We start from the raw sequence: 9,955 nt of genomic DNA on the forward strand, positions 1-9,955 counted from the left end.
TCCGTCGGAGACGAACCCGCCCGCGCCAACCTGGTCAAGATCGCCGTCAACTACAACCTCATCCACACGCTGCAGGCACTCGCGGAATCGGTGACCATGGTCGAACGCGGCAACGTCTCCGGCGACACGTTCATCGAAATCCTCACTGATGCGGCCTATACCGGAAGTGCGTACGGCGGATATGGGCCGATGATCGCCACGCGCACCTACGAACCCGTCGGATTCACCGTCGCCCTGGGGCTCAAGGATCTCGGCCTGGCCGAGCAGGCCGCCGCCGACACCGGTACTGCGCTGCCCACCAGTTCCACCTTGCGGTCGCTGTTCGAGTCCGCGTTGGCCGACGAAGACCTCTCCAAGCTGGACTGGTCAGCCGTCGCCGAAGTCACCCGCCGCCTGTGACACCGAGGGCTGTCACAGACGCTCTTCAGGATGCGGGTGTTGACATCAGCGCCGGCGAGTCAGCCTGTTACGTCGCCTGACGTCAGGTGTCGTGGCAGCATCCACACCCCGAAGAACGTCACCGGACGGCTGACCGCGCGCTCACCTCGAGAACCTGCCTTCCGCGGAGCGGTTCACGACGCTCCTGGAGGACCACGGTCCCGACGAAGCGCTGCGGGTCATCGAGCTCGACGAGAACCGGACACATCCCGACGGCCACCCCGTCAGCAGAATCTTCGTCGCTGATGCGGTGGTGGAATTCCGTCCTGATACGGCAAATTTACCGTACCGTCAGCGCCACTACTCCGTTACGGAGTTGCGCTGAGCAGCCCTCCGCGCACGGTCGAGAAGGAGCCGAATCGACATGCGCATCGTGGTGGACTTGAACCGTTGTCTGGGATACGCGCAGTGCGTTCCGCTGGCGCCGGAGGTGCTCCAACTCAATGGCGAGGAAGCTCTCGCGTACGACCCGAATCCCGATGACTCGCAACGACAACGGGTGGCGCGCGCCGTTGCGTCCTGCCCCGTGCAGGCGATCATCGCCGAGATGGATCCGCCGGCGGACAGGACGACCAAATGACCACGGCATCACTGATTTCCGACCTCGTCACCAGCTTCAAGGCCAACGGCAGGATCGTCATAGTTGGCGCATCCCTGACGGGGCTACGCGCCGCGGAAGCGCTGCGGGACGAGGGATTCACCGGCTCGCTGACCATCATCGGCGACGAGGTGCACGAGCCGTATGACCGCCCGCCGTTGTCCAAGCAGGTCCTCAAGGGGTGGGTGCCCGCCGAGAACACCAAACTCCCTCGACTGCGGGAGGTCGACGCGGATTGGCGTCTCGGCGTCGCGGCCACCGCCCTCGACCGCGCCAATCGGGAAGTGGTGCTGGCCAACGGCGACAAGGTGCCATACGACCGGTTGCTGATCGCGACCGGCGTGCGGTCCCGCGCGTGGTTCAACGAGGAAGAGGCCAAGCTCAAGGGGCTGTACACGCTGCGCACCAGCGATGACGCGGCCAAGCTGCAGGCGGCCTTGAAGGCCCGGCCCAAACGGGTGCTGATCGTCGGCGCCGGTTTCATCGGGTCCGAGATGGCCTCGGTCTGTCGTGACCTCGGTCTGGACGTGACCGTGGCGGAGCGCTCCAGCGCGCCGCTGGTCGGCCCACTCGGCGGTGTCATCGGTGACATTGCGGCCAAGATGCAGCGCGACGCCGGCGTAGACCTGCGTACCGGGGTGGCGGTGGAAGCGCTCAAGGGTGACGCCGACGGTCATGTTCGGCAGGCTCAGTTGTCGGATGGCACCCTCCTCGACGTCGACGTGGTGGTGGCATCCCTTGGCTCGATCCGCAACATCGAATGGCTGGAAGGCGCCGACCTCGCCTCCGGGTTCTGGGGGGTGGCTTGCGACGCGGGGTGCCGCGCGTTCGACATCAACGGCGTGGTGACCGACAACATCTTCGTCGCAGGCGACATCGCCCGGGCGCCGCACGTGCTCTACGAGTACCAGTTCATGGCGATCGAGCACGTGGACGCCGCGGTACTGGGCGCTCAGACCGCCGCCCACAACATGGTGAACCTCGAGATGGGACGCCGCCCGCACCTACCGCTACCGCAGTTCTGGTCCGGCCAGTTCGGCGTCAGCATCAAGGGTGTCGGCGTGTGTTCCTTCGGCGACGAGATCGTCTTCACCCAAGGCTCACCCGAGGACCTGCGCTTCGCCGCGGCGTTCGGCAAGAACGGCCGCATCGTCGGAGCGCTCACCTTCAATCACGGCAAGTGGCTGCCGTACTACGCAGACTTGATCGAACGCTCCGCCCCGTTCCCGCCACCCCCACCGGGTTACGACGTACCGGCCAACGCCGAACCGATGTCGGCCCGTTTCCCGGATCCCCGCGAGCCAACCGGGATCCCCGATGTCGTTCTGACCGGCCATGACCCGACCTCTCGGGGCGCCGAGTACCGCCCCAAAGCCCGTTAGCCCCCGGAAGGGAATCGACGACATGACGACTCCGGAAGCCGCCTGGGCGGAGGCGATGAGATTCGAGAACCGCCACGACCCGTATGAGTTCTTCGACCAACTCCGAGAGACACCCGTCGTTCAGGTGGCCGATCGAACGTACGTCGTCACCGGGTATCGCGAGCTGATGACGCTGGCCCACGATCCGCGGATCAGCTCCGACATCAGCCGCAGCCCGCTGGGAGCCGCGCAGGCGGCCGGGGCTGCGCCGGCACCTGGCGCGGAAGACATCCAGGCCTATGGCCGGGCGAAGACCATCATCCTGTCCGACCCTGCCGATCACGACCGTGCGCGCCGTCAGGTGATGCGGCACTTCGCGCCGCCGCACTCGCCGGACGTCATTCCGAAGATGGAGCCCAACATCCAGCGGCTCTGCAACGAGCTGCTGGACGGGATCAAGGCCAAGGGCGCCAACACCTTCGACGTCGTCGACGACTACGCATATCCCGTGCCGGTGGCAGTGATCTGCCAACTACTGGGCATCCCGCTCAAGGATGAACCCATGTTCCACGCCTGGATCTTCGACTTCATGGCCGGCCTGGACCTTGGGCCGGAAGCGGCCACCGAAGAGGGGCAGGCCCGCGCCGCGAAGGGCAAGCAGAGCACGGCCGAACTCTCGCAGTACCTGGCCGATCTCATCCAGGGGTACCTGAAGGAGCCTGGTGACGGCCTGCTGTCCAAGTTGGTGAACAACGACGGGCCCGACGGACCGATGCCACCACAGGAAGCCGCGTCCAACGCCGTCCTGCTGCTGATCGCGGGACACGACTCGACCGTGAACACCATCGCCCACTGCGTGCTGACGCTGCTGCGCAACCCCGCATCCCTCGACCTGCTGCGGCACCGGCCCGAGCTGATCCCGCGGGCCATCGAGGAGGTGCAGCGTCTGCAGTCGGCCGTACAGTTCTTCCCGAGTCGCAGTACTACCGCCGACATCGAGGTCGGCGGGACCGTCATCCCCGCCGGCTCGGCGGTGCACCTGATGTACGGTGCGGCCAACCGCGACCCCAAGATGTTCCCCGACCCGACCAAGTTCGATCCGTTACGCCGCAACAATCAGCACTTCGGTTGGGGCAGTGGAATCCACACCTGCATGGGCGGACCGCTGGCGCGCCTGGAAGTCAACCTCGCAGTGGAGAACTTCCTGCGGCGCGTCGAGAACCCCCGCCTGGTCGTCGACCCGCCGCCCTACCGGCAGAGCCAAGTCTTCCGGGGGCCTCGACACCTGGAGGTTGCCTTCGACCGGATCACGGACTGACGGTGAAGGCCTTCCAGTTCGTCGAATGGCAACGGCCGGGCGAACTCCGGGACGTACCGGTGCCCGAGCCGGGGCCGGGAGAGGTGCTGGTCAAGGTCGGCGGAGCCGGCGCTTGCCACTCCGATCTGCACCTGCTCGAACTACCCGCCGGAGCAAGGTCTTTCACCCTGCCGTTCACGCTGGGACACGAGAACGCCGGATGGATCGAGACGATGGGCCCCGGCGTCACGGGCTTCACACCAGGTGATCCCGTCATCGTGTACGGCCCATGGGGTTGTGGCCTGTGCATGAATTGCCGCCAGGGCATGGAGAACTACTGCCCTACACCGGGAAAGCCCAGCCCGGGCGGTCTCGGGGGCACCGACGGAGGGATGGCCGAATACCTCCTCGTTCCCTCGACGCGCTACCTGATCCCGCTGGGTGACCTGGACCCCAGGGAGGCCGCCCCGCTGAGCGATGCCGGACTCACCAGTTATCACGCGGTCAAACGGTCTGTGCACCTGCTGGGGCCAGGCTCGACCGCGGTCGTGATCGGCGCGGGCGGCCTCGGTCAGATGGCGATCCAGGTGCTCAAGGCGTTGACCGCGGCGACAACCGTTGTCGCGGTGGACACTTCGGAAAACAAGCTGAAGATCGCGAAGCAGTTCGGCGCCGACGAAGCGCTTCTCTCCGGCGAGGAAGCCGTCACGACGATCAAGGGCATCACCAAGGGCCAAGGTGCCGAACTCGTCCTCGACCTCGTCGGCGTCAATCCCACCTTGGCCATGGCTGCGCAGGTGGCACGGGTCCTCGGGCACCTCACGATCGTGGGCGTCGGAAGCGCGACGTTGCCGGTGAACTTCTCCAGCCCGCCGCACGAATGCTCCGTGGCCTCACCGTTCTGGGGATCCATCCCCGAACTGATAGAGGTGATCTCGCTGGCGCAGGCCGGCAAGATCAAGATGCTCGTCGAACACTTCCCGCTCGACGACGCAGCACACGCCTACCACCTGCTGCACGACGGCGAGATCCAGGGCCGCGCCGTCATCACACCGAACGACTAGGCGCCGGTGGACGACCCGGCGGCGGTTACTTCGACATCGGCCCACGCGTTAGCTACGGCAGCGGGTTTGGCTACTCGGCGGTGCTCAGCGTCAAGCGGACGACACTGCGGGCCGCGTCCGGCAGCCCTCTCGCACTCGTGGTCGCAGACGAACTGCCCAGCGTCCTGCTGATGGTCGGATACACGTGGGCGGGCCTGTTCCTACTCTTCGCCGACTGCGGGGTGACCCAACGTTCTCACGGCGTCTTCGCCGCGCTTGCGGTGGTCGGCTTGTCCGATTTTCGCTCGATGCGACGTTTCAGGGACATCGCATGCCTTTCCACCAGGAACCAGCTCAGCGCGGCCAGGGGCACGGTGGCTGCCGTGGCGATGCCGAAGAAGACGAACGGATCTAGACGGGCAAGGCCACAGGTGGCCAGCAACTGTTGGATGGGGAATGCGTAGATGTACACGCCGTAGGAGAGGTCGTTGCGCAACTGGACATTTCGGATGAGGGCGCCGGAAACGATGATGGCGTACGCCAACGGTAGGGCGGCGATCACCCGGTAGTTCTGCAACAGCCCGGAGGCCACGACGATGGCGACGCTCAGTGCGACCAGAGACCAGCGGGCCGGCACCTTGTCTTGGAATTGGTAGAGGAGCGCCCCGGCGAGAAACACGACCGCGAACCGCGCCAGCATCTGCGGAATGGTTTGCAGCGCGGCGGTCGGGTGACACCCACCCGCACCATGCCACGGCGAGCACGAACAGAACCGGGATCACCCAGCGTCGCTTCAGCAAGCCGAGAATCCCGAGCACGCAAACGGCGATGTAGCAGAGCAGTTCGAAGAGGAGGGTCCAGAGGGACCCGTTCCACACCCCAGGCCACGGCACACCGATGGGCGTTCCGTTGATGCCGACGTAGTACGGGAACATCACTGCGTTGTAGAGGACGTATGCGACCTCGGATGACATCGGGATGGAGCGGTGCTGGATCGCGGCGGCGATGGGGGCGATGACGAACGCAATGACCAGTAGGCATACCCAGAGGCCGGGGAAGATCCGCAAGACGCGGGCTGTCCAGAATTCCTTCAGGTGAGGGCGGCGCATCCAGCTGGCGGTGATGAGGAACCCGGACACGGTGAAGAACCCGTCCACCCACGCTTCGCTTAGCAGTCGCACCACCGGCTCGTAACTGATTGTGCGTCCGGTCAGGGGAAAGGAGTGCCAGAAGATCACGCCGGTTGCGAGGATGAGCCGCCACGCGTTCAGAGCGTTGTGTCGTGGATCGAATGCCTGCCCGAGCTTCACGGCATCCTCCGGGTTTCTATGTTTGGTCTCCGCATGATACGCACGGCGCGGTGTGCGTATCTTGCGCAAGCCAGTCGCGGAACGCGCCGACCGATTTCCTTGGGAGGGAGCGGGAGCATTTCGTGGCATTGTTTCGCTTGGGGCCAGCGATTTGGTTGAACGCCTAGGTCAACGCATCGGATTCGAATGCAATGGCATTGCTGTATCTACCGGGGCCGTCATGGGTGATCAGGGTATCGTCACTCCGCGACGAAGATGACGTCTGACCATCGCGGCTGGGCCCGGTGGCCGGCGCCGAACAACGCGCGGCTGAGATGAGCTCGAGTGACGCTGGAGATTCTCCATCCGCGACTCGACACCGAGTAACGCCGCGCCAGACCGGCGATGTGTTCTTACCGACATTCGTGCCGTGTTTCATCATAGATACAACTAGTATCTATGATGTGTCTAGCGCGCTCTCCGCCTCGGAAGAGGCCTACGTGACGGTCAAGGAGCTCATCGTGACCGGTGAACTGCCCGGTGGTGAGCTCATCAGCGAGGGCGACATCGCGACCCGGATGGGGGTCAGCCGCACTCCGGTCCGCGAAGCGTTTCTGCGACTGCAGGCGGAGGGGTGGATGCGGCTGTATCCAAAGCGAGGTGCACTGGTCGTTCCCATCGCCGCCGATGAAGCTGAGAACGTCGTGTCGGCGCGCCGAATGATCGAGACGGGCAGTGTCAAGGCCATGACGGTGCAGACCCGTGCCGAGTTGGCACTCGCACTGAACCGGAATCTCACCCTGCAGCGGGAGATAGCGGGCAGTGGTCCCGCGACGGCGTTCAGTGCCGTCGACGCCGACTTTCATCAATCGATCGTCAACGCGGGGGACAACCCGCTGCTGGACACCTTCTACTGCGGCCTTCGCGAGCGACAGAGGCGCATGACTACCCACTCGCTTGCGCGAGACCCAGGCCAGATCGCAGGCATCATCGAAGACCACGATCGGCTCATCAGTCTGATTCAGGCCGGCGATGTCGAAGGGTTCGAGATCGCCGTGGACCGCCACATGCGACGTGTGCACGGCTGGATCGTTGGTACCGGGCTGTGAATGCGTATGAGGCACAACTAAGTTCGTGGTTCTGGGCGCCGCGCCGATGGATGTTGGTTGCCGCGGGCATGTTCGCGGTGGCGTGGGGTGGCAACGAATTCACACCGCTGCTGGTGATGTACCGCTTGCAGCACGGTTTCTCCGCGTTCACCGTGTACACATTCCTGTTTGCCTACGTGATCGGCATCGTGCCCGCCCTGCTGATCGGCGGCCCGCTGTCGGATCGCATGGGCAGGCGCCCCGTGATGCTTCCCGCGACCGCAATCGCCGCCGTCGGATCAATACTGATCGCGCTTGGCGCCGACTCGTCGACGCTGCTTCTTGCCGGCCGGGTGTTCACCGGAGTCTCGTTGGGGATCGGCATGGCCGTCGGCGGAAGTTGGGTCAAGGAGCTGTCGGCCCAGGATCCGACGTCGTCGCTGGGCACTGGCGCCCGACGCGCGGCCATGAGTTTGACTGCGGGCTTCGCACTGGGTGCCGGCGTGGCAGGAGCGCTCGCGCAGTGGGCGCCGTGGCCGGCGCACCTGGCCTACCTGGTGCACGTGTCCATCTGCGTTGCCGCGGGGGCGGCCATGTTCGCGGTGCCCGAGACCCGGCCTGCAGTTCCCGTTCGCGAGCGGAGTCGACTGATCGACGATCTCAAGATTCCGACGGCGTCGCACCGGCGCTTCTTGTTCATCGTGGTTCCGTTGGCGCCCTGGGTGTTCGGTTCTGCCAGTGTCGCTTACGCGGTCCTGCCATCGTTGATGGCCGACGAGAGCGGGCACCACCCGATTGCGTTCTCGGCGCTCATGTCGGTCACCGCACTCGGGGCGGGTCTCGCGATCCAGTCCCTGGCCCGAAGGATCGACACCCCACTCGGTGCACGCGGAGCCATCGTGGCACTGACCATCCTCACGGTCGGAATGTTCTTGGCGGCATGGGCGGCGTCCGTGCTGACGGTCGCGGCTGCGCTGATCGCCGCCGTGGTGCTTGGATGCGGTTACGGGATGACGCTTGTCGCCGGACTGCTTGAAGTGCAACGCATTGCGGGCCCCGACGGACTGGCGGGACTGACGGCAGTCTTCTATTCGCTCACCTATCTGGGCTTTGCCATCCCCGCACTGCTGTCGTCGCTGACCGAACGGTGGCCCGGGATCGCCACCTATCCCGTGATCTTCGGGGCCGGCGGTATCCTGGCGGCTCTGTGCGGTGTCTTCGTCCGGGTGCACACCCGCCGTCACCTGCCAGTTGAGTTCGGACGGCAGCGTCCGGTGCCGGTCTCGGTGGATTGATCCGCCGGTAGCCGAAAGTCTTGGTCTGCACAGAACGTAATCTCAGTTCAGTCTCAGGCGGGTAGCGCACCATGAAGCAACGGCTTTGCTGTCCACTCGAAGAGAGAACACACGAAAACATGACGAATCACCCGCGGTACCCCCTGCGTGAGCCGGACCACGCGTCCAGTCCGAATCAGGGTGTGGAGCAGCAATACCCGGGCTACCCGGCTCCGCACGTGCCTCAGCAGTCCTACGACTGGCGCTACGCTCAGCAACCATCGGCGGCGTACTACCGCGATCCGCGTCAGTCGGAGTCGGCGATCACCGCGCCGATTCAGCTTCCGCGCAAGCGTTCTCGAGCGGGCATCGTGGTGGCCAGTGCGGCGGCCGTCGTCGCGGTCTCGGCAGGCGCGGGCGCAGTCGTACTCGCAAACCATCCCGACCGCTCTGCCGCAAGCGGTCTCGCCAGCGCGGTGGCAGCGGCGCCCAGTCAAACCCCCGCAGGCAAGCCCGTCGCCGGTGCGCCCGCCGGCTCGGTCGAGCAGGTCGCCGCGAAGGTGATGCCCAGCGTGGTGAAGTTGCAGCTCGACATGGGCGGCGGTCAGAGCGAAGAGGGTTCCGGCATCGTCCTGAGCTCCGACGGACTGATCCTGACGAACAACCACGTCGTGGCCGCCCTCAACGGCAGCGCCGCCGGCGCGAACGCTCCGGACGGCCCGCAATTTCCCGGCGGATCGGGCAGCCAGGGCGTCCCCGGCGACGAGGCGGCGCCGAGTGGGCAGGAAGCCCCCGGTGGTCAAGCCATGAAGGCCACCGTGACGCTGTCCGACGGCCGCACCGCGCCGTTCACCGTCGCCGGCGCCGATCCATCGAGCGACATCGCCGTCGTTCGCGCCCAGGGTCTTTCGGGTCTCACCCCGATCACACTGGGATCCTCGAAGGATCTGAAGGTCGGTCAGAACGTCGTGGCGATCGGCTCACCGCTGGGTCTGCAGGGGACGGTGACGACCGGCATCATCAGTGCGCTGGACCGTCCCGTCTCCACCGGTGGCGAAGGCTCCGATCAGAACACGGTGCTCGACGCGATTCAGACCGACGCGTCGATCAACCCGGGTAACTCCGGCGGTGCCCTGGTGAACATGAACGGTGAGCTGATCGGGGTGAACTCGGCGATTGCTTCTCTGGGTGGCAGCGGAGGTTCTCCTGGCGCACAGGGTGGTTCGATCGGACTCGGCTTCGCCATCCCGTCTGATCAAGCCAAGCGCGTCGCCGACGAGCTCGTCTCCACCGGCACGGCGACGCACGCCTCGTTGGGTGTGCAGCTCAGCAATGACGCCAGTGCCAACGGTGCTGCGATCGCCCAGGTGGTCGACGGGGGACCCGCCGCTGCGGCCGGCGTGCCCAACGGCGCGGTAGTCACCAAGGTCGACGACCACGTCATCGACAGCGCTGAGGCATTGGTCGCATCGGTGCGTTCGAAGGCGCCCGGGGACAACGTGGCTCTGACATATGCGGACTCGACCGGCGCCATGCAGACCGTGCAGGTCACGCTCGGCCAAGCGCA

At 65.6% G+C, this 9,955-nt stretch carries 8 protein-coding genes and 1 pseudogene; 8 read left to right on the plus strand and 1 reads right to left on the minus strand.

Annotated elements, in window-relative coordinates; all coding sequences use genetic code 11:
* The 5 genes from QOI01_RS22415 to QOI01_RS22435 all read left to right on the plus strand — a co-directional run.
* Window positions 1-399, plus strand: a 399-nt coding sequence (locus QOI01_RS22415) for an NAD-binding protein (RefSeq protein ID WP_526384846.1), incomplete at its 5' end; no start/stop codon positions are given.
* A gap of 403 nt (window positions 400-802) precedes the next feature.
* On the plus strand, window positions 803-1,018 hold the full coding sequence (locus QOI01_RS22420; RefSeq protein ID WP_526384848.1) for a ferredoxin: 216 nt from the start codon (window positions 803-805) through the stop codon (window positions 1,016-1,018).
* Window positions 1,015-2,418 (plus strand): NAD(P)/FAD-dependent oxidoreductase, encoded by a 1,404-nt coding sequence (locus QOI01_RS22425; RefSeq protein ID WP_526384849.1) that lies wholly within the window; start codon window positions 1,015-1,017, stop codon window positions 2,416-2,418. Before QOI01_RS22420 ends, QOI01_RS22425 begins: the two co-directional genes overlap by 4 nt.
* Window positions 2,419-2,440: 22 nt before the next feature.
* Window positions 2,441-3,715, plus strand: a complete 1,275-nt coding sequence (locus QOI01_RS22430) for a cytochrome P450 (protein WP_526384851.1) — start codon at window positions 2,441-2,443, stop codon at window positions 3,713-3,715.
* 2 nt (window positions 3,716-3,717) lie between these two features.
* Window positions 3,718-4,758, plus strand: coding sequence for an NAD(P)-dependent alcohol dehydrogenase (locus QOI01_RS22435; RefSeq protein ID WP_526384852.1), 1,041 nt, complete (start codon window positions 3,718-3,720; stop codon window positions 4,756-4,758).
* A gap of 235 nt (window positions 4,759-4,993) precedes the next feature.
* Here the strand turns inward: QOI01_RS22435 and QOI01_RS22440 are convergent.
* A pseudogene (locus QOI01_RS22440) lies at window positions 4,994-6,047 on the minus strand (acyltransferase family protein).
* Between the two features lie 443 nt (window positions 6,048-6,490).
* Here QOI01_RS22440 and QOI01_RS22445 point away from each other — a divergent pair.
* The 3 genes from QOI01_RS22445 to QOI01_RS22455 form a co-directional block, all read left to right on the plus strand.
* Window positions 6,491-7,135, plus strand: a complete 645-nt coding sequence (locus QOI01_RS22445) for a GntR family transcriptional regulator (RefSeq protein WP_526384854.1) — start codon at window positions 6,491-6,493, stop codon at window positions 7,133-7,135.
* 50 nt (window positions 7,136-7,185) lie between these two features.
* Window positions 7,186-8,409, plus strand: coding sequence for an MFS transporter (locus QOI01_RS22450; RefSeq protein WP_526384856.1), 1,224 nt, complete (start codon window positions 7,186-7,188; stop codon window positions 8,407-8,409).
* A 119-nt stretch (window positions 8,410-8,528) separates the two neighbouring features.
* Window positions 8,529-9,955: S1C family serine protease (locus tag QOI01_RS22455; protein WP_526384858.1), on the plus strand; the 1,427-nt coding region annotated here is incomplete at its 3' end.

It is taken from the genome of Mycobacterium sp., assembly GCF_032162605.1.
GTDB lineage: Bacteria > Actinomycetota > Actinomycetes > Mycobacteriales > Mycobacteriaceae > Mycobacterium.

Bases quoted from the DNA above. Each gene is read 5' to 3' on its own strand.
- QOI01_RS22420 (WP_526384848.1), top strand. From the start codon at position 803: ATGCGCATCGTGGTGGACTTGAACCGTTGTCTGGGATACGCGCAGTGC.
- QOI01_RS22425 (WP_526384849.1), top strand. From the start codon at position 1,015: ATGACCACGGCATCACTGATTTCCGACCTCGTCACCAGCTTCAAGGCC.
- QOI01_RS22430 (WP_526384851.1), top strand. From the start codon at position 2,441: ATGACGACTCCGGAAGCCGCCTGGGCGGAGGCGATGAGATTCGAGAAC.
- QOI01_RS22450 (WP_526384856.1), top strand. From the start codon at position 7,186: ATGTTGGTTGCCGCGGGCATGTTCGCGGTGGCGTGGGGTGGCAACGAA.